General features: G+C 69.9%; 16 protein-coding genes. 5 read left to right on the top strand and 11 right to left on the bottom strand.

Features of this window, described 5'->3' with window-relative positions:
• Positions 1 to 137: 137 nt before the first annotated feature.
• From ACSZL9_RS10355 to ACSZL9_RS10340, 4 genes are read right to left on the bottom strand one after another with little or no spacing between them, the layout of a single operon-like run.
• Positions 138 to 560, bottom strand: coding sequence for a DUF6912 family protein (locus ACSZL9_RS10355; RefSeq protein WP_446665415.1), 423 nt, complete (start codon positions 558 to 560; stop codon positions 138 to 140).
• Positions 557 to 1,978, bottom strand: coding sequence for a WS/DGAT/MGAT family O-acyltransferase (locus tag ACSZL9_RS10350; RefSeq protein WP_446665414.1), 1,422 nt, complete (start codon positions 1,976 to 1,978; stop codon positions 557 to 559). The genes ACSZL9_RS10355 and ACSZL9_RS10350 overlap by 4 nt, the downstream gene beginning before the upstream one ends.
• 26 nt (positions 1,979 to 2,004) lie before the next feature.
• Positions 2,005 to 3,435, bottom strand: coding sequence for an AAA family ATPase (locus ACSZL9_RS10345; RefSeq protein ID WP_446665413.1), 1,431 nt, complete (start codon positions 3,433 to 3,435; stop codon positions 2,005 to 2,007).
• Entirely contained in the window at positions 3,435 to 4,121 is a 687-nt protein-coding gene (locus tag ACSZL9_RS10340; RefSeq protein ID WP_446665412.1) for a hypothetical protein, read from the bottom strand. Before ACSZL9_RS10340 ends, ACSZL9_RS10345 begins: the two co-directional genes overlap by 1 nt.
• Positions 4,122 to 4,341: 220 nt before the next feature.
• Between ACSZL9_RS10340 and ACSZL9_RS10335 the strand changes: the two genes are divergently transcribed.
• On the top strand, positions 4,342 to 4,560 hold the full coding sequence (locus ACSZL9_RS10335; RefSeq protein WP_446665411.1) for a helix-turn-helix domain-containing protein: 219 nt from the start codon (positions 4,342 to 4,344) through the stop codon (positions 4,558 to 4,560).
• Between the two features lie 58 nt (positions 4,561 to 4,618).
• Here ACSZL9_RS10335 and ACSZL9_RS10330 read toward each other — a convergent pair whose 3' ends face one another.
• Complete coding sequence (locus tag ACSZL9_RS10330; protein WP_446665410.1) at positions 4,619 to 5,161, bottom strand: hypothetical protein; 543 nt, start codon at positions 5,159 to 5,161, stop codon at positions 4,619 to 4,621.
• 139 nt (positions 5,162 to 5,300) lie between these two features.
• Between ACSZL9_RS10330 and ACSZL9_RS10325 the strand changes: the two genes are divergently transcribed.
• Entirely contained in the window at positions 5,301 to 6,194 is an 894-nt protein-coding gene (locus ACSZL9_RS10325) for a LysM peptidoglycan-binding domain-containing protein (RefSeq protein ID WP_446665409.1), read from the top strand.
• Positions 6,191 to 6,730, top strand: a complete 540-nt coding sequence (locus tag ACSZL9_RS10320) for an Rv3235 family protein (protein WP_446665408.1) — start codon at positions 6,191 to 6,193, stop codon at positions 6,728 to 6,730. Before ACSZL9_RS10325 ends, ACSZL9_RS10320 begins: the two co-directional genes overlap by 4 nt.
• Before the next feature lie 18 nt (positions 6,731 to 6,748).
• Here the strand turns inward: ACSZL9_RS10320 and secA are convergent, their stop codons facing one another.
• On the bottom strand, positions 6,749 to 9,478 hold the full coding sequence (secA, locus tag ACSZL9_RS10315; RefSeq protein ID WP_446665407.1) for a preprotein translocase subunit SecA: 2,730 nt from the start codon (positions 9,476 to 9,478) through the stop codon (positions 6,749 to 6,751).
• A 123-nt stretch (positions 9,479 to 9,601) separates the two neighbouring features.
• Between secA and ACSZL9_RS10310 the strand changes: the two genes are divergently transcribed.
• On the top strand, positions 9,602 to 11,296 hold the full coding sequence (locus ACSZL9_RS10310) for a GNAT family N-acetyltransferase (RefSeq protein WP_446665406.1): 1,695 nt from the start codon (positions 9,602 to 9,604) through the stop codon (positions 11,294 to 11,296).
• A gap of 33 nt (positions 11,297 to 11,329) precedes the next feature.
• Positions 11,330 to 13,015 carry a GNAT family N-acetyltransferase gene (locus ACSZL9_RS10305; RefSeq protein ID WP_446665405.1) on the top strand — a complete coding sequence of 562 codons (1,686 nt, stop codon included), beginning with the start codon at positions 11,330 to 11,332 and terminating at the stop codon, positions 13,013 to 13,015.
• Positions 13,016 to 13,017: 2 nt separating this feature from the next.
• Here ACSZL9_RS10305 and ACSZL9_RS10300 read toward each other — a convergent pair whose 3' ends face one another.
• From ACSZL9_RS10300 to mtrB, 5 genes are all read right to left on the bottom strand, one after another.
• Positions 13,018 to 13,755 carry a response regulator gene (locus ACSZL9_RS10300; RefSeq protein ID WP_446665404.1) on the bottom strand — a complete coding sequence of 246 codons (738 nt, stop codon included), beginning with the start codon at positions 13,753 to 13,755 and terminating at the stop codon, positions 13,018 to 13,020.
• Positions 13,756 to 13,822: 67 nt separating this feature from the next.
• A complete protein-coding gene (hpf, locus tag ACSZL9_RS10295) occupies positions 13,823 to 14,464 on the bottom strand; it encodes a ribosome hibernation-promoting factor, HPF/YfiA family (protein ID WP_446665403.1) in 642 nt (213 codons plus the stop codon).
• A gap of 232 nt (positions 14,465 to 14,696) precedes the next feature.
• Positions 14,697 to 15,410, bottom strand: coding sequence for a ComF family protein (locus ACSZL9_RS10290; RefSeq protein ID WP_446665402.1), 714 nt, complete (start codon positions 15,408 to 15,410; stop codon positions 14,697 to 14,699).
• A gap of 128 nt (positions 15,411 to 15,538) precedes the next feature.
• On the bottom strand, positions 15,539 to 17,350 hold the full coding sequence (locus ACSZL9_RS10285) for an LpqB family beta-propeller domain-containing protein (protein WP_446665401.1): 1,812 nt from the start codon (positions 17,348 to 17,350) through the stop codon (positions 15,539 to 15,541).
• Positions 17,347 to 19,137, bottom strand: a complete 1,791-nt coding sequence (gene mtrB, locus ACSZL9_RS10280) for an MtrAB system histidine kinase MtrB (protein WP_446665400.1) — start codon at positions 19,135 to 19,137, stop codon at positions 17,347 to 17,349. The genes ACSZL9_RS10285 and mtrB overlap by 4 nt, the downstream gene beginning before the upstream one ends.
• Positions 19,138 to 19,159: the final 22 nt, after the last annotated feature.

Below are 19,159 nucleotides of genomic sequence, written 5' to 3'. Positions count from 1 at the left end.
GGATGACTCTGCCACTTCAAGAGGGTTACTCCACAGTCTCCACACCGACGACCTTGCTCCTCGGGTGATTTCGGGCTCGGCGATGCCCCGGACCGGCCGTCAGGAGAGGTTGTCAGGCGAGGTGGTCGCGGGAGGCCTCAGCCGATCGTCCGGCGCACCAGCGAGAGCTCCGTCGCGTCATACCAGGACAGCTCCAGGTCGATGTCGACGTCGCGTTCGCCCGCTGGGTCAAGCACGTGGAAGCTGGCGACGCGCCGTCTGGGCGGAGGTCCCTCGATGCGCACCGCGGACGCGACCTGCGCGTCCGGCAGGTGGGTCACCCGGTCACCGTCGACATCGACCGCGGCGACGACGCGCAGGTCTCGCGCCGCGGCCTGGGTCGCGGCGTCCTGGGTCGCGAGGTATTCCAGGCCCTCGTCGTCCTCGGCCGGTGCGGCGGCACGCAGCCGCTCGGTGACGGCGAACGCGTCGCGGGACCGGTCCGGCAGCGCACCGGTCTCATCGAGCGCGCGCAAATCGTCGGCGTCCAGCGGCAGGTAGGTCCGGATCAGGTGGCTCATACGGGGTCCGTTTCGTCGAGGAGTTCGGCGAGCGCGTCGACCAGGCACTGGCCGAACAGGTCGACGTCGGACATCGCGTCCCGATCGGCGTTGAGACCGTAGTCGACTCGCCCGTTGTATGACGTCAGCCCGATCGCCAGCGTCTGGCCCTTCGGCAACGGGATCACCGGGTAGCTCTCGACCATCGGCGCGTCCCCGGCATATAGCACCCTTTGCGGTCCGGGCACGTTGGTGACGACCAGGTTGAACATCCGGCGTGACATCGCATTGCCCAGCCGGGCACCCAGCGAGTGCAGCGTGGGCGGGGCGAAGCCGGCCAGCCCGGCGATGGAGGCGGCATCAATGGCCGAGCCGCCGCCCTCGAGCTGTTGCGTGGTCGCGTAGGCGATCTGTTGCAGGCGCATGATCGGGCGTGCCTCGCCGACCGGCAGGTCGATGAACACTGGCGACACCTCCTCACCGAGCTGGGACCGGTTGTCCTCCCCCTCGACGCTCAGCGGCACCAGCGCACGGACCGTCTCGGTGCCGGCGACCGCCTCCCCGCGTGCGAGCAGCCAGCCACGCAACGCACCGGTGATCGTGGCGAGCACGACGTCGTGCACGGTCACGCTCTCCGCGCTCTGGGCGCGAATCCGGCGATAGTCGTCCAGCTCGGTGGTGATCATCGTGAAGCGACGGTGCACGCTCGAGGAGCGGTTGAGCGGGCTGTCCGGCGCCGGCCGGGTCACTGCCCGGGCGAGCACGCCTGCCGCGGACGCCGCCCCTGCCGTGCCGCGCCGGGCCAGCCGTTGTGCACCCGCGGCGGCGCCGCGCACCCCGCTGTCGGCCAGCTGCGCGATGCTGAGCGGGTTGCGGGCGACGTCGGCGACTGCGCCGAGCACCAGGTCGAGCCCGCTCGGGGTGCGGGCCGCCCGCCAGGTGTGCGGAATCGGCTGCTCGCGGGCTGCCTCCGGGTCGACGATGATCTGGCCGATGTCGATGGCGTGTATGCCGTCGACCAGCGCGATGTGTGTCTTGGTGACGATCGCGAACCGGCCGCCCTCCAGGCCCTCGATCAGGTAGAGCTCCCACAGCGGCCGGTGCGGGTCGAGCGGCCGTGCCTGGACCCGGCCGATGAACTCCTCCAGCTGCGCCGTCGTGCCCGGGCGCGGCAACGCCGACCGTCGCACGTGATAGCTGACGTCGAAGTGCTCGTCGTCGACCCAGACCGGCGGCAGCAGCCGACCCGGCACCTGGCGCACCTTCTGTCGATAGCGCGGCACGAAAGCGATGCGGTTGCTGACCAGACTGACCAGCTCGTCATAGGCGAACCCGTCCTTCGTGGGCAGGAAGATCATCACCGACCCCACGTGCATGGGGGTCGATCGGTCCTGCAGATAGAGGAAGGACGCGTCGAGGGCGCTCAGTCGATCAGCCACGGGCTCATATTTTCATGACATTTTCGTTACTGGTGCGCAGCATGGCGATGCCTGCCCCACCGGCCACGCCGAGTCTGTGCGGAGACACCCGTCAGGTCGCCCGCGAGCGCCGCGATCGCCTTGCGGGCGGCGGATCCTGCGGCGTGCTCGGCCAACACCTGCCCGGCGAGCAGCGCACCGTCCAGCGCTGCTCGATCGTCTGGGATGATGGCCGGCGACGTCACGCCGGCGAATCGGTGCAGCGCCTCGGTCACGCGCTGCTCGGGCGCCGATCCGACCGCGGAGCTGCGCACCATGTTGGCCACAACCCGCGGCGGCGCGTCGACCACCGAACGCAGCTCGTCCAGCCCGCGCACCAGTCGCTGCAGCCCCACCGGATCGGCAGAACCAACCGCGATGACGGTGTCCGCGGCGGTCAGCGCAGCGACCGTCGCGGCGTTGCGCCGGGGCGCAGTGGTGTCGTAGCTCAGCTCCTCGTCCTGCTCCAGTGGGGCCGCGACGTCGACCACCACGAGCCTGGCCAGCTGCCGGCACCGCTCGAGCACCGCCTCCAGCGCGTCGTCGCGGATCTCGGGCCATCGGTCCGCACGGGGCAGCCCGCTCAGCACCCGCAGACCGGGCGAAACCTCCGGCGCCACGCCGGCCAGCGAGCGGACGTCCAGGTGTCCGGAGTCGGCCAGCCGTGTCGCAGCGGCGATGCCGGGTGCCTCGTCCAGCAGCGCAAGATGCTGCGCCACCGAGGCCGCGTAGGTGTCGGCGTCGACCAGCACCGTGGGCACGCCCAGCCGGGCCGCCTCGGCCGCCAGGTTGACGGCGAGCACCGTGCGGCCAGGTGCCCCGCTCGGGCCCCAGACCGTGACGATCTGCGCCCGCTGCTCGGGTATGGCGGGACGCTCCGACGCACCGGGACGCGACGGCAGCGGCGCCGCCCGGTCACCCGCGGGCCTGCCGGGCACGAAGCGCCCGCCGCTGTCGGTGAGCGCTGCGAGTTCGGCTTCCAGCGCGACCGTCGGGTCCTCGCCGGTGTCCATGGAAGTGGACCTGGAAGTGTCGGTGGAAGAGTCGGTTGCGGCGCCCGATGAGGAGCCGCCCGCCGGCGGCAGCGAGTCGGCGACCGCGATCACCGCCGTCGCGAAATCAGGCGGCCCGGCGTCGATCGGCAGCTGCGAGCGGACACCCCACTGCTGGAGCACGCGTTGCTCGTCCTCCACACCGGGTTGGTGCACGCCGACCACACCGACGCCTGCGTCGCGCAGCATCCCGATCACGCTGCGGTCCAGCCCCGGGAAGTCCGCGGAGACCAGCGCGACGTCCGACCGGCCGGCCGTGCAGACGGCGAGCAGGTCGGCGACATCTGCGCACCGGCGCACCAGCCGCACACCGGCGGCCTGCCCCAGCGTGGCGGCCACCGTCGCCTCGTGCGCAGCACTGATCGCCGTGACGGCTGCGGTCGACATCAGTCGCCCTTCAGCGGCGAGCCGGCCGCCGGGACGAGGTTGACCTTTGCCCCTTGGTTGACTGCGGCGAGCACGCTCGCCACCTTGTCGTCCGGCACGAGCACGTGGACCGCGCCGCTGTCCGTGGAGACCGAGAAGCCGCTGCCGCCACTGGGCACCCGCGCCACCGTGGCCCGGTCGATGAGCCGCGTCGGGGCGGCATACGACTCCTGACCGGTCTTGTTCTGGTCCTTGGTGGAGACCCAGACGTCCACGACCGAGCCCTTGACGAGATTGGCCGACTGGTCCGCCTCGACCGGCAGCGCGACCGCCTTGACCTGCACCTTGTTGCTCTTGCCCACGGCCGATCGCGGCACCAGCTCGCCGCCGCGCACCTCGCGCAGCACCTGACCCTTGGGCAGCGGACCGTCGGCGCGCAGGTAGGTGCTGCCCGACTTGTCGATGCGCACCTTCACCGCGTGGACGTCGGAGGCCGTGATGTGCTCGCCGGGCACCAGCGGATGGGACGCCTGCAGGACCTCGACCGAGTTGTCGTAGTGCCGCATCGCCGCGGCACCGCCGATCGTCGCGACCAGCACCAGCAGCACCCCGACCACCAACCGGCTGTCCCGCCAGGACGGTCGTTGCAACCGGCTCGCGGCTGGTCTGGGCAGCTCCTCCGCTGCGTTCTGACGACGTGTCTCCACGTGGTCCTCCCCTTGCCCTTCGTCTGCTCGTCCGTCGGCCCGCGCAGTGCCCGGTCCGTGGTGGCCCACGTCCACGATCGAGGTCGTCGGCCGTGGAACATCAAAGACTGTAGAGACTTCTTCGCCCGCAGCGGGGGTTGTCCACAGGTGGTCTGCGGCGATCTGCGGCAGATGGGCCACAATGAACTCACTGCCACTCGACCGCAAGGAGGGCCCAGCCGTGCCAGCGCGATTCGTCTCCATCGCCGACGTCGCCGAGACGCTCGCCATCTCCTCACGCCAGGCCTACGGCCTGGTCACCAGTGGCGAGCTCCCCGCGATCAAGGTCGGCAAGTCGTGGCGCATCGAGCTCACCGAGCTGGAGGCCTACATCCAGCGGCAGTATGCCGACGCGCAGACCCGGGTCGCCGCCGGAGACTTCGGCGACGACGAAGACTGAGACGACGAGGACTGAGACGACGAGGACTGACGGGCGCGGCTCCGCACTTCCTCGCGTGTCACGCGCGGCGAACGATCCCGATCGCCGCGAACGGCACCACCCGATGCCCGGTCAGTGCCCGGGCCCGACGGACCGCGTCGGCCGGATGCTCGGCCAGGTCCAGGTGATCGGCGCCCACCTTGTCGATCGTGCCGGTCGCCAAGCCGCCGGCAACGTCGTGGATCGCCACCGGCGCGCGGTCGCGCGCGATACCGCGTAGCGCGACACCGATCCCGAACCGCCGGCCCAGCCCCCGGTCGTCGTCGCTGCGCGTTGCGAGCCCGACGATCGCGGTGACTGCCGCGAGCGGCACGAGGGCGGCATGTCGGCCCTCCTCCTGCAGCAGCAACCAGTCCTTGCCGAGGTCCTCCAGCGTGCCGCGGATCGATCCGGCGCCGGTCACCACGGTCAGGCCGCTGCCAACCGATCGCGCCGCCCGGTCCAGCACCGTCACCTCGGCCCGCTCTCGACGGGTCCGGTCGGCGACCTCGGCCTGCAACTCCCGCCGTTGCTCGGCGAGCAGTTGGGCCTCCAGATCCGCGAACAAGTCCTGCCAACGCACGCCGCAACGGTAGCGGGCCGGCGCCGACTGTGGACAACTGCAGTTTCATGTGTTTAAGTGCATTTGTTGTCAGTTGATGTCGTTTGATGCATTTTTAGTTCAGTTGATGCGCTCAGACGACGGACGGGAAGGGGCGGAGATGCACAACACGGATCCGGTCGGGCGACCGGCCGAGCAGCCGGGAGCCGGGCCGAGGAGGCCCGGCCAGTGGCATCGGCTGCGCGCCGCGGCGCTCGGCGTGATCGCCGCGGTGGTCGCATTGCTCGCGGCATACGGCGCCTGGGGCGGCATGCTCGGCGAGCTGCACCGGCTCGAGCGGCGCGGCACGATGCAGACCTCCGACGCGCTCCCGGTGCTGCTGTGGGCAGCGCTCGTGCTGGCTCTGCTGTGGGCAGCCGTCCTCATCGCGCTCGCCACCTCCACCTTGCTGTCGGCACTGGTGCGCGGACCCGCGGGTGGCACGGCCACCGGCTCCGGCGCCGCGCCGACCCCGCCGCCCACCGGGTTGGTCGGACGCGTCGCTGCGGTGCTGCTGGCATTCACCGCACTGTCCAGCCTGAGCACCGCCGCACCAGCCTTCGCCTCGACACCGCCTGCGGTCGCGACGGTGGCGACAGTGTCCGTGGCCGCGTCCGCCGGGTCGGCACACGCCGGCATGCTGACGAACGCCGACGGCACCGCGAAAGACGTTGCAACCACGTCGGATTCGTGTGACAGCGACTCCGCGCCCACGCCCGGTTGGGTGCCCGACAAGCCGAGCCGCACCGACCAGGTCGCCCGCGACTGCGCACCCCTGGTGACCGGCAAGCCGGTCGCGGACGACTCCGGCGAAGTCGTCGTCCACCGCGGCGACACCCTGTGGTCGATAGCCGCCCGGCATCTCGGACCGCACGCCGACGCGCACGCCATCGCCGCCGAGTGGCCGCGCTGGTATGCCGCCAACCGGGACGTCATCGGCGACAACCCCGACCAACTCAGCATCGGCGCGAGCCTGCGCGCCCCGCAGCACACCCTGGAAGGAAGCACCCGATGAGCGTCGCAACCGCAGCTCCCCTGCACCTGACCCCCGCCTCCGGATGGCAGCCGCCCGCGCTCGACGAGTGCGCCATCGACACGCTCTTCGACGACGTCGTGGCCGTCTCCCGCAACCGGCGCCGCGGCTACTCGCAGCCGGCGTTACGCGTCGTGCTGGGCAACGAGGAGGTCGACCCGCACTTCGGGCCGCAAGCGACCCGGGCGGGTCTGCTGCCCGAGCCGCGCGCTTGGCTGCAGCGGATCGCCGGCGCACTGCTGGAATGCATGACGGGAGTCCGCTCGACGTCGCAGATCGCGCGCTGGGTCAGCCCGTTGGTCTACGAGCGGGTCAACGCACGGTCGGTCATCGCCAAGCGACGCGGCGCACGACCGCTGCATCGTTCGCTGGTGCGCCGAGTCACCGTCTGCGAGCCCGACGACGGCGTCGTCGAAGCCAGCGTGGTCATCCAGCACGACGGACGCGTGCGCGCCATGGCGTTGCGCATGGTCGGTGTCGACGGCCGCTGGATGGTGACCGCGATGGAGCTCGGCTAAACCCCACGAAGTTTCTCCTCAGCTCCTGGACTTCGCCTTGGCCTTGCCCGACTTCTTCTGCGCCTTCTTCTTGGCCCGCCGCTGGGCGCGCGGCAACGCGGAGTCGTCCTCTCCGACCACGCGACCGTCGTCGTCCACCTCGAGCGCCCGGGCATCGCCGTCCTCGCCGGGGGCGGAGAAGGTCATCTTCTCCTTCGGCGCCGGCAACGACTGGGCGATCTCCTCCGGGTCCACCTCGACGTGGAAGAGGTGCTGGACCGACTCCTCCTTGATGGCGTCGTTCATCGCGCCGAAGAGCTGGAATCCCTCGCGCTGGTACTCCACCAGCGGGTCACGCTGGGCGTACTGCCGCAGGTGGATGCCCTCCTTGAGGTAGTCCATCTCGTAGAGGTGCTCGCGCCACTTGCGGTCCAGAACGGTCAGCACGACGCGGCGCTCGACCTCCCGGCTGACCCGCTCACCGAGCTGCTTCTCACGCGCGTCATACGCGTGCTGGGCGTCGGAGCGGAGCTCCTCGGCCAGCAGGTCGGCCTGTATACCGGCCCGGCCGCCGACCTCCTCCTCGATCTCTTCCAGGGTGATCGAGGCCGGGTAGAGCTCGCGCAGCGCCTCCCACAACTTGTCGAGGTCCCAGTCGTCGGAGAAGCCCTCGGCGGTGGCGCCGTCGACATACGCATCGACGGTGTCGTTGATGAAGTGCCGCACCTGGGTCTCCAGGTCGGCGCCCTCGAGCACCTTGCGACGCTCGCCGTAGATGACCTCGCGCTGCCGGTTGAGCACGTCGTCGTACTTCAGGACGTTCTTGCGGATCTCGAAGTTCTGCGCCTCGACCTGGCTCTGCGCGCTCTGGATCGAGCGGCTGACCATCTTGGACTCGATCGGGACCTCGTCCTCGATCTTGGCGGTCTGCATGAAGCGGTCGACCATCGCCGCATTGAACAACCGCATCAGGTCGTCCTGCAGCGACAGGTAGAACCGGCTCTCGCCCGGGTCACCCTGACGGCCGGAACGTCCGCGCAACTGGTTGTCGATGCGGCGCGACTCGTGCCGCTCGGTGCCCAGGACGTAGAGACCGCCGAGCTCGACGACCTCCTCGTGCTGCTTGGCGACGGCCTTCTCGGCCTTCTCCAGCGCGTCGTCCCAGGCGTCCTCGTATTCCTCCGGCGTCTCCTCCGGCGACAGACCCTTGCGCTTCAGCGCGGCCATCGCGATGAACTCCGGGTTGCCGCCGAGCATGATGTCGGTGCCTCGGCCGGCCATATTGGTCGACACCGTGACGGCGCCCTTGCGCCCGGCCTGGGCGACGATCGCCGCCTCGCTCTCGTTGTGCTTGGCGTTGAGCACCTCGTGCGGCACACCCTTGCGGCGCAACTGCTCGGAGAGGTATTCGCTCTTCTCGACGCTGGTGGTGCCGACCAGGACCGGCTGGCCCTCCTTGTGCCGCTCGACGATGTCGTCGACGACGGCCTTGAACTTCGCCTCCTCGGTGCGGTAGATCAGGTCCGCCTGGTCCTTGCGGATCATCGGCTTGTTGGTCGGGATCGTCACGACGCCCAGCTTGTAGATCTGGTAGAGCTCCGCGGCCTCGGTCTGGGCGGTGCCCGTCATACCCGCGAGCTTGTCGTACATGCGGAAGTAGTTCTGCAGCGTGACCGTCGCGAGCGTTTGGTTCTCGTTCTGGATCTCGACGCCCTCTTTGGCCTCGATGGCCTGGTGCATGCCCTCGTTGTAGCGACGGCCCGCGAGCATGCGGCCGGTGTGCTCGTCGACGATCATGATCTCGCCGTTGACGACGACGTAGTCCTTGTCGTTCTTGAACAGCTCCTTGGCCTTGATCGCGTTGTTGAGGTAGCCGATCAGCGGGGTGTTCTCCGCCTGGTAGAGGTTGTCGATGCCCAGCAGGTCCTCGACGATCTCGATGCCGGACTCCAGCAGGCCGACGGTCTTCTTCTTCTCGTCGACCTCGTAGTCGCCGTCACCGGGCAGCGAGTTTTCCTTCTTCGGCGAGCGCTTCAGGTGGGTGACGATCTTGGCGAACTCGGTGTACCAGCGGGTCGCCTCGTCGGCGGGGCCGCTGATGATCAGCGGGGTGCGGGCCTCGTCGATCAGGATCGAGTCGACCTCGTCGACGATCGCGTAGTTGTGGCCGCGCTGCACCAGCTCCGCATCGGACCACGCCATGTTGTCGCGCAGGTAGTCGAAGCCGAACTCGTTGTTGGTGCCGTAGGTGATGTCCTTGGCGTATTCGATCCGGCGCTCGTCCGGCGTCATCGACGACAGGATGCAGCCGGTCTCAATGCCCAGCGCACGGTGCACGCGGCCCATCTGCTCGGCCTGCGTCTCGGCGAGGTAGTCGTTGGTGGTGATGACGTGAACGCCCTTGCCCTCCAGGGCATTGAGGTATGCCGGCAGCGTCGCGACCAGCGTCTTGCCCTCACCGGTGCGCATCTCCGCCACGTTGCCGAGGTGCAGCGCTGCGCCACCGGCGAGCTGCACGTCGAAGTGCCGCTTGCCGAGCGTGCGCTTGCTGGCCTCGCGGACCGCGGCGAAGGCCTCGGGCAGCAGGTCGTCCAGCGTCTCGCCCTTGGCGAGCCGCTTCCTGAACTTGTCGGTCTCCTCGCGCAACTCCGCGTCGGTCAACCCGGCGAAGTCCTCCTCCAGCAGATTGACCTGCGCGGCATACGCCTGCAGCTTCTTGAGGGTGCGGCCCTCGCCGGCACGCAGGACCTTCTCGACAACCTTCGGCACGAACACTCCAGATCAGCTTGACGGCTCGGCGACCGTCGCGACATGTAGACAGACTCACCCATGCTAATGGTCGGGACCGGGTCCTGGGTTCCCGGCCGGGATCGGTGTGGTTTGCTGCCCGTCATGGCCGTATTCCCCGATGCCGTCCCCGTCCTGACCGACGGCACCGTGACACTGCGCGCACACCGCGAGTCCGACCTGGCTCGGATCGTGGAGTTCGCGAACGATCCCCGCAGCCGTGCGGGGGTGTCACTCCCCTCGCCATACGGGATGGAGCAGGCGCGTGACTTCCTGGACAAAGTGCGCATCACCTGGGAGTCCGGTGCGACCGAGGCTGCCTGGGCGATCGAGGTCGACGGTCGCTTCGCGGGCTCGATCAACCTGCACCCGCGCGCCACGGGCACCTCGGAGATCGGTTACAGCGCCCACCCGGACGCACGGGGTCGTGGTGTCGTCACGGCGGCCGCCCGGCTGCTGGTCGACCACGCCTTCGACACGCTCGGCCTGAAAACGCTGGTATGGCGCGCTGCGCGCGGCAACTGGGCCTCCCGCCGGGTCGCCTGGACGGTCGGATTCACCCATGACGGCACGTGGCCGGCCACTCATCCCGGACCGGACGGCAGCGTCACGGGCACCTGGCTGGGTCACCTGCACGCGCACGACCCCCGCGAGCCCCGGTTGCCCTGGCGCGAGCCGGTCGTGCTCGAAGGTGCCGCTGTGCGCCTGCGGCCGTGGACCGCAGCGGACCTCCCGGATGAGCCGCTCGACGAGGGACTGTCCCGCTTCATGTTCGGGACGGCACCGTCGGCGGACGACTTCGACGAGTGGCTCCTCGGGCGCCGCGAGCGTATGGCGGACGGCGAGGCGATCGTCTGGTGCATCGCCGACGCCGCAACCGACCGCGCCCTCGGCGGCATCCAGCTCTTCCGGATGAACCTGCCGATGCTGCGCGGCAGTGCCCAGCTCGCGTATTGGCTGCAGCCGTCGGCCCGGGGGCACGGACACCTCGCGGCAGCGCTGGACCTGATGGTCGCGCACGCCTTCACCCCCGTCGAGGACGGTGGCCAGGGACTGCGCCGCATCGGTGCCAACGCCGACGTCGCGAACCTCCCGTCGCATAAGGCGCTGCGTGCCGGGGGCTTCCGGACGCTCGGCACGACGACGGGCCTTCCGGCATACGCCGATGGGAGCGTGAGCGACGAGACCGAGTTCGAACTGCTCGCGACCGACGACCGCGACGCCCAACGCAGCCGCCGGCTGCCCGTCCCCACCCTGCGCACCGAGCGCCTGGTGCTGCGCGACTGGGGACCCGAGGACGCACCGAGCGAGGAGCCGAAGCCCGACGCGGTGGCCGCCGCCGCGATGGGCATCGAGCCACGCCCGCCGGCGGCGGGCTACGCCGACTGGCTGGCCAGCGAGCGCTGCGACGAGCTCGACGGCGACAGCCTCGGCTGGTGCATCACCGACGCCGAGACCGGCCGACCGCTGGGCTCGATCGGTGTTCGCAGCCTGGGCACACCGCTGCGCAGCGGCACCGTCGGCTACTGGCTCTACGCCGGCGCCCGCGGGCGCGGGTTGGCCGCCGAAGCGCTGAAAGCCGTGGTGGCGCATGCCTTTTCGCCGGATGGGCTCGATCTGGTCCGGCTCGACGCAGCAACAGTGGACGGCAATCACGCCTCGATGCTGACGCTGGCTGCGGCCGGCTTCCGGTTGTTCGGCCAGGACCACAGATCCTTCGTTGCTGCGGACGGAAGCATCACGGACACCGCCTATTTCGAGCTGCTCGCGGAGGAGCATCACGGCCGAGAAACTCCGTAGCCCCGACCGACGGGCGCGTGATTGGCTGACCTGATGGAGCCGAAGGTGTTGGCAACGCAGGAGATCCGGTTGCGTCCGTGGCGCGAGGACGACGCGCGGTGGATCCAGGAGCCGGACGAGGCGAGCCGGCTGATGGTGACCCGGATGCAGCCGACGCCGAGCACGTATGCCGAGTGGCTGCGCGACCGCGAGCAGCAGATGGCTGTCGGGGCAGGCATCTACTGGTGCATCGCCGACGCGGCATCGGACGAACCGCTCGGCTACGTCCAGTTGCGCAATCTGGACATCGACTTCACCCGCGGCAACGGCGAGATCGGCTACTGGCTCTACCCGCAGGCCCGCGGGCGCGGCATCGCCGGTCAGGCCGTCGAGCTGGTCCGGGAGTACGCCTTCGGCGAGCTCGGCCTGCACCGGCTGCAGGCCGGCACGGACATCGCCAACTTCGCCTCGGCCCGCGTGCTGCGACGCGCCGGCTTCCGGATGTGGGGCATCGAGCAGTCGGTGCTCGCGCACGATGACCGCGCCCCGAGCGATGCGCTCAACTGGGAGTTGCTGGCATCGGATGACGTTGACGCACAACGGGTTTCGCCGTGCGTCATACCGACGATCGAGCTGGATGGGCTGCGTCTGCGGCCGTGGCGGGATGACGATGTCGACGGTCTTCCGGACGAAGCAGACGCCCTCGCCAAGCACTACCTGCCGACCGGCGCGCACGTCGACAAGGCGACCTACCCGCGCTGGCACGCCCGCCAGCGGCGCTTCATCGACGAGGGCTCGGTAGTGGGCTGGTGCATCGCCGACGGGCCCACCGACGCACCGCTGGGCAGCATCTCGATCTTCAACATCGGCGAGGCCACTGTGACCTCCGCGGAGGTCGGCTACTGGTTGTTCGCGTCCGGTCGCGGGCGTGGCGCGCTCGGGGTGGCGATGGAAGCCGTCTGCTCCCACGCGTTCACCAGCACGCAGGACGGCGGGCTCGGGCTGACCAGGCTGTATGCAGAAACCGACCTGGACAACGTCGCCTCGCAGTCCGTGCTGCGTGCCGCGGGCTTCCGCAAGTGGGGCGAGGACCGACAGGCCTACACCGCTGCCGACGGGCGGATCACCGACGGCGCCTACTTCGAGCTGCTCGCCGGCGACGACCGCGAGACCCAGCGCGCGCTCAAGCCGCCGGCGCTCGACTTCCCGCAGGTGCGGCTGCGCCCGTTCCGCCGGGACGACGCCGCGGCCCTCGCACGGTCCTGGGCGGAGCCGGAGGTCCGCCGATGGCTGTCCGTGCCGCAGGACGACCTGGACCGCCGCGCACGGGACTACGTCGCGCTGCGCCGGTATGTCGACACCGCCGGGCACGGCTGCTGGTGGGTCGTCTGTGCCGACCGGGACGACACTGCCGAGGTGGATTTCGCCGGCGTCATCGGGCTGCAGCACTTCGAGGACGGAGCTGCCGAGGTGGGCTACTGGCTGTCGACGAACGCCCGTGACCGTGGGCTGGCCACCCATGCCCTGGAGGCCGTCACGTCATACGCCTTCATGCCGGAGGCGCACGGTGGTCTCGGGCTGCGCCGCGTGCACATCGGCATCGCCGAGGGCAACGATCGGTCGGCCGCGGTCGCGGATCGGGCCGGCTACCGGGAGTTCGGCTGCGCGCGCCGGGCGGAGCGGCTCGGCGACGGCACCGTCGTGGACCTGCATCTCTATGAACGGCTCGCGGACGCCTGAGCTCAGTCCCCGTCGGCCGGGTCACCGATCAGGCCACCGCGCACGGCATACAACGCCGCCTGCATCCGGCTGCGCAACTGCAGCTTGTCCAGGATGTTGCGGACGTGGTTCTTGACGGTGTTCTCGGCGATGAACAACTCTTCGGCGATCTTGCGGTTGGACCATCCGCGGGCGACCAGCCCCAGGACCTCCCGCTCTCGATCGGTCAACTCGCCGGCCGGCTCCTCCTCCCGTGGCGGCGCGCCGCGCACCAGCGCGGAGAACTCCGAGAACAGCACCGAGCCGAGCTCGGGTGCGAGCAGCGACTGCCCGCCGGCGACGACCCGGATCGACTCCGGCAACTGGTCCGGCGCGATGTCCTTGAGCAGATAACCGGTCGCACCCGCCTTGACCGCCTCGACCAGATCGGCGTCGTCGTCCGACGCGGTCAGCATCAACACCTTGGTCCCGGGTGACGACGCACAGATCTCTCGGCACACCTGCAGTCCGTTGCCGTCGGTCAGCAGGATGTCCAGGACGACGACGTCCGGGCGCTTCGTGGCCGCGAGGTCCAGCGCCTCGACCGCGCTGCCGGTCTCGCCGATCACCGCGATGTCGTCCTCGAGGTCGAGGATCATCCGCAGGCCGTGCCGGTAGATCTTGTAGTCCTCGACCAGCAGCACGCTGACCCGGTCGGGACGCGCAGACAGCGGGACCGATGCTGCACCGGTCCCGCTGTCTGTGCTCTTGATCTCAGTCACGTGTCCTAATCATGCTCGCTTCAGGTTCTGTCAGCTTGCTTCAGGCTCTGTCGGCTTCCGGCAGGTGTCATGCACTGCTCGCGGCAGCCTGCTCCGCGACGACGTCCAGCTGTATGACGCCGTAGGACCAACCACGCCGACGATAGACCACACAGGGTCGGCCGGTCTCCGCGTCCTGGTAGAGGTAGAAGTCGTGGCCGACCAGCTCCATCTCGTTGAGTGCCTGGTCGACGCCCATCGGCGGGCTGGAGTGGACCTTCTCCCGGATGTGGATCGGGCAGTCCTCGTCACCGCCGACCTTGGCAATGTGTGCGGGCAACGGCGTCTCGTCGCCGTCCTGCTCCGCTGAAGGGAGTGCGATGGCCGACGTCGCGTCGTGGACCGACGTGGGCTGCTTCCTGCCCCGGTGGACCCGGCGCTTGTCGTTCTTGCGGCGCAGGCGTTCGCCGAGGCGAGTCATCGCGATGTCGAGCGCGCCGTAGACATCGTCCGCGCTTGCTTCGGCGCGGATGACCGATCGCTTGGCGCGACAGGTGATCTCTATGCGTTCCGCTTCCTTGGCCTGCCGTGGGTTGGCCTCGTGCGTGATGACGACATCGCACCGACTGACCCGCGGGTCCAGCTGAGGGACTTTGCTCAGCTTCTCTTCGATGTGCCGACGAAAACGATCGGGGACCGTGACATGACGTCCGGTAACGGTGATCTCCATGGTGCACTCCTGGTCTCGACTGCATGGCATGAGGCGGGCCGGCATCCCTTGTCTACCGCTCAACCACCTCCTCCAGGAGGACTCGCGGAGCAACCTGTCGCACGGGGTGGGCCACGTATGGGACCCGCACGATGTGCTCCATGCACCGACGTTAAACCACCGGACCGACGGAGTAAACGGTTGGGCGTCACGGGCCCTGTTATGACGGCGGCGTGGTCGCCGACAAGCACGGTCAGCCACCCCGCCTGCGCGTGGCCGCGACCGTCGCAGCCACGACGTCCGTGGCGCCGCCGGACAGCAGAGTCGCGCGGGCCTCGACCAGCGACGAGCCGGTCGTGACAATGTCGTCCAGAACCACGCACACCCGCCCGCGCACCCGGGCACGTCCGGCACCGGACAGCCGCATCGCCCCGCGCAGGTTGCGGGCCCGGTCCTGCGCACCGAGACCGGCCTGGTCGCGCCCGTTGTCGGACACCCGCAGTGCCCGGCAGACCACCAGCGGCGGCGTCGCGCGCACGGCACTGCGCGTCAACTCCACGGTCGGCTCGCGGCCACGCCCGCGGGTCGACGACGACCGGCTGGGCATCGGCACCACCAGCAGCTGCTGCCCCGCATGCAGTGCCTGCGCGCACGCGGGGTCGTGGCTGATCAGGCCGGCGAGCGCCGACCGCAGCAGCCGGCCCAGCTGCGGTGCGAGGTCGGCACGTCCGGCGTCCTTGAACGACCGCAGCAGCGCGGCCACCACCCCGTCGTACGACGTCTGCGACCAGGTGACCGGGAAGCCCTCCGGACACGGGGTCGGTCGGGTCGCCGTGGCGACCGTCATCATCGCGTCGCGCAGCTCCGTCGAGCAGGCTTCGCACAACGCCACCGGTTGCGCAGCGCAGCCGGCGCAGGTGCGCGGGAGCGCCAGATCGGCGACGGCCCGGAGCGCGGCGAAGGCCATCGTCCGAGATTGCGTCCGCGGGAGCGGCTGACGCCAGCGGCACGCCCCGGCCGGTGGACGGACGCCGCGGTGCGGCAGGGATGTGGACGGTGCGGCAGGGATGTGGACGAACGGGAGAGAAAGCGCGATCAGGTCCCGGACGCAATGATCGCGATCACGCCGGGGACCTGCTGCCAACTCGCGCCGACCCGCGTGAGCACGGTGTCCGCGGTGGTCTGGACGTAGAGCGAACTCGTGCCGGACCCGGTGGCGACCAGTTGCTCACCGCCGGGGGTCTCGCCGAGGCTGCTGCTCAGCCCGCCGATCGGGACGCTGAGCGGGCCCGTGGTCGTGCCGTCGTCATCCTGCTGCAGGACCGCGAGAGTCACGTAGTCGATCCAGCCGATGTCCAGGACGTCGGTGACACTCGGCGCGACCCGCAACGGTTTGGTGAGTGACTGCGCGTGGCCCTTCTTGCCGCGCACCACACCGGCGACGTAGACCTGCGCCGCGCCACCCTTGGTGCGGACGGCGACTGCGATGCGCTCGCCATCCGGTGAGGTCCGGACGGCGGTGATGCGCTTGTCCCGCAGCCACGGCGCCTCGATCGGCTGTGGCTGCGCGTCGGCGACCGGCAATTCGGCATCGAGCACCCACAAGGTGCCGTTCGCCGACTTGCCGGTGTTGTCCTTGGGCGTTGAGCGCCCGCCCACCCACAGCTCGTCGACGGCGTCGCCGGAGGGTCCGCGGGTCGAGCTGAAGCTCGGCGCGACCAGGTCGGTGCCGAACCCGCTGATCCGGCTGAGGTGGCCGCCGACCCACCTGCCCAGGACCTCGTCGGCGCCGTCAATGGCGGCGACCTGCTTGCCGTCGCCGGAGACGGCCAGGCGGTACCAGTGGTGATCGACGGCCGGCAGGGTCGGCAGGTCCTTGGTGCGGCTCGGATCGCGCAGGTCGATGCCGGAGCCGCCGTTGTCCATCCACTCCAGCCGGGTGGCGTTGGTCCGCCCGACCAGTTGTGCCGGGTGCCCGCTCACCGCGGTGTAGCCGAGGTCGGACGGCGTGCTCGGGGCGTCGGGCAGCCCGGGGGCCTGCAACCGTGCCCCGTCGACGAGCAGCCGCACCCGGCGGACCTCGCTGACCTGCCCGAGCGTCGCCAGCATGCTGGCCCACAGCGCGGTTCGCTGGGCGGGTGTGGCCGACAGGACCTCGCCGCTGACGTTGACCGATGCGACACCGTCGTTGTCGATCGACACCGACGACCCGGTGAGTTCGCTGCCCCTCGGCAGCGACGGGAGCGTCATACCGTGCATCCAGGAGGGTGCGCCGCGAATGACGGCGGCGGCCAGCGAGCTGACCAGACCGGTCTGGGTGTACCACTGGGTGTCCGGGACCAGGGTGTGTCCGGTGGACGCGGCGTAGTAGACCTCCTGCGGCTGATAGATCCGCTTGAACTGATCGACGCTCATCCACAGGCCGAAGTTCGACGGGAGCTTGGCGATGCGCCACTGGCCGTCGACCTTGGTGAGGGTGAAGTCGGCGGTGGTCGTGGCGCCGTCGGGTTCTTCGGTCAGGTGCGCGCCGGCGTCGAGGGCGGCAGTGCTCTCCGCTGTCGCGGTGACGGAGTTCTTGTCGCTGACGATCAGGTCACGGGTGCCGGACGTGACCGCGACCGTGCGCGGCGTCCAGTTTCTGCTGGCGTCCTTGGTGAGGTATTCGCGAGCGCGGTCGTAATTCTGGTTGGTGCCCGCCGTCGCATCGAGGAATCCGCCGACGATGTCCTTCTGGCTGGCGCCGTCCGTCGGGCCGGGGTATTCGATGTTGCCGACGGTCGGTGCGGCATGGTTGTCGACCGCCTTGCCCGCGTGAACGCTGCTGGAGGTGGGCAGTCCGCTGCAGCCGGCCATCGCCAGCACGACCATCAGGATCAGCGCGAGCAGTGCGGGGCGCCGGGTAGTCACCGGCTGCCCCCGGTGTCCGGGCCGGAGCCGTGCGCGCCGTCGTGCCCGGCGCCGCGCGCTGATCCCGAGGTGCCCGCTCCCGAAGCACCCGATCCTGGGGCGCCTGATCCTGAAACACCCGATACCGAGGTGCCCGGGCGCAGCGCACCGGCCACGGGGGTGCCGATCGTGAGGCTGTTGCCGCGCGGCATCGCCAGGCCGACGCTGGAGTCGTCGGGCGCCAGGGTGACCGGCGAGCGCCCGATCGGTTGCCCGGACTTCACCGGCAAGGTGAGTCGGAAACACGCGCCGTTGCCCGGCTCGCCCCAGGCCTGCAGCCAGCCGTCGTGCAGCCGCGCGTCCTCCAGCGCGATCGACAGGCCGAGGCCGGTGCCGCCGGTGGTGCGTGCCCGGGCCGGATCCGCCCGCCAGAAGCGGTTGAAAACCTGCTCGGCGTCACCCGGGCGCAGGCCGACGCCGTAGTCGCGGACGGCGACGGCAACAGCGGTCGGATTGGCGCCGACGGTGATGTCCACCGGCTTGCGTTCTGCGTGCTCGATGGCGTTGGTGACCAGATTGCGCACGATGCGTTCGATCCGCCGTGCGTCCATCGGGGCGACCGCCGCGCGGCGGGAGTGCACCCGAAGTTTGACGCCCTGCGACCTGGCCAGCTGCTCGCAGCCGTCGACGACCCGACCGACGATGTCGCGCAGGTCGACCTGCTCGTCACCGGCCGTCGTGGCGCCGGCGTCGAAGCGGCTGATTTCCAGCAGGTCGGTCAGCAGTGTCTCGAAGCGGTCCAGCTCGCGGCTGAGCAGCTCGGCCGACCGCGCCACGGGTGCCGCGAAGTCGGAGCGACTGGCGTGGATCATGTCGACCGCCATACGGATGGTGGTCAGCGGTGTGCGCAACTCGTGCGAGACGTCCGAGGTGAAGCGCTGTTGCAGCTTGGACAGGTCTTCCAGCTGCCGGATCTGCCGCTGCAGGCTGTCGGCCATCGCATTGAACGACGTCGCCAGGCGGGCCAGGTCGTCCTCGCCGCTGACCTGCATGCGCTCGTTAAGCGCACCCGCGGTCAGTCGTTCCGACACGTGCGCGGCGTCCCGCACCGGTGTCACGACCATGCGGGTCACCAGGTAGGCGATGCCGGCCAACAGCAGGGTCAGCGCCAGGCCGCCCAGCAGGAACGACGTGCGCACGATGCCGAGCATCTGCGACTCGGCACTCATCGGGGCGATCAGGTAGAAGTCGTAATTGCCCGCATTGGGTATGGCGATCCGCGAGCCGACGACGACCGCCGGCACCTTCCGGCCGTCGACCTCCATCGAGCTGATCTGCAACTGCGCGTGCGTCGTGTCCTTGCGCACGGCGGCCCGGACCGAGTCGGGGACGAGCTTCTCGTCACCGGGCTTGGTGGAGATCGTGCCCAGCGGCTGGAACGTGTTGCCGGGCGACCGAACGATGACGACGCGGACGTTCTGGTCACCGACCTTGGTGCCCACGCTGACCGCGAGTTGCTGGGCGATCGCTCGCAGCGAGGAGATGTCGGTGCGCGGCGCATTGTTGAACTGACTCTGGGCCTCGGTGCGCTGGTTGAGTGCTTCGCGCTCGGCGATGTTCGTGGCGCGCGACGCCAATCCGCTGGCGATGCGCTGATACATGTAGGTGCCGAGCCCGAGCGCGACGAACAGGCCCAGGAACACCGTGATCGTGACGACCCGGAAGTGCAGCGACCGTCGCCAGAGTCTGGCGATCGCGGCGCCGCACCGGACGGCAAGGCGTCGGGTGCGCCGCCAGATCTGCTCCATCGATCGCTGCAAGCCGCGCCCC

This window comes from Flexivirga sp. B27 (assembly GCF_052905685.1).
The sequence above is the reverse complement of the archived record's forward strand: the minus strand, read 5'-3'. Positions and strand labels throughout refer to the sequence as shown.